This window comes from Massilia sp. 05N420 (assembly GCF_056397205.1).
The window spans coordinates 1-332 of sequence record NZ_JBFTMX010000311.1 but is presented as its reverse complement, the minus strand read 5'-3'; the positions used below and the strand labels follow the sequence as shown (position 1 = coordinate 332).

Genomic DNA, 332 nt, shown 5'->3' with positions numbered 1-332 from the left:
GAACTGCTGCGCCAGGGCTGGGATTCGCCGCGCGGCAACGGCAAGCTGGTCCACGAAGTGAACAAGCAGATGCTGATGATGCTGGGCACGGAAAAGAAACTGCTGCCGGGCTCGGTCATCAACCAGGTCGCCAAGGCCCGTGCAGCCGAGCTGGAAGAGCAGCAGGGCTTCCCGCCGGGCAAGAAAGCAATGAAGGAACTGAAGGAGCGCGTGGCCGACGAACTGCTGCCGCGCGCATTCTCGATCCGCAGCAATGTCTGGACCTGGATCGACCCGGTCAACGGCTGGCTGGTGGTCGACGCCGCCAGCCCCGCCAGCCCGTCGAAGGCCGA

Annotated in this window: 1 protein-coding gene; it reads left to right on the top strand. The window is 65.1% G+C overall.

The features are described 5' to 3' along the window. Nucleotides 1-332, top strand: a 332-nt coding sequence (locus AC1DIX_RS28475) for a recombination-associated protein RdgC (protein ID WP_477328715.1), incomplete at both ends; no start/stop codon positions are given.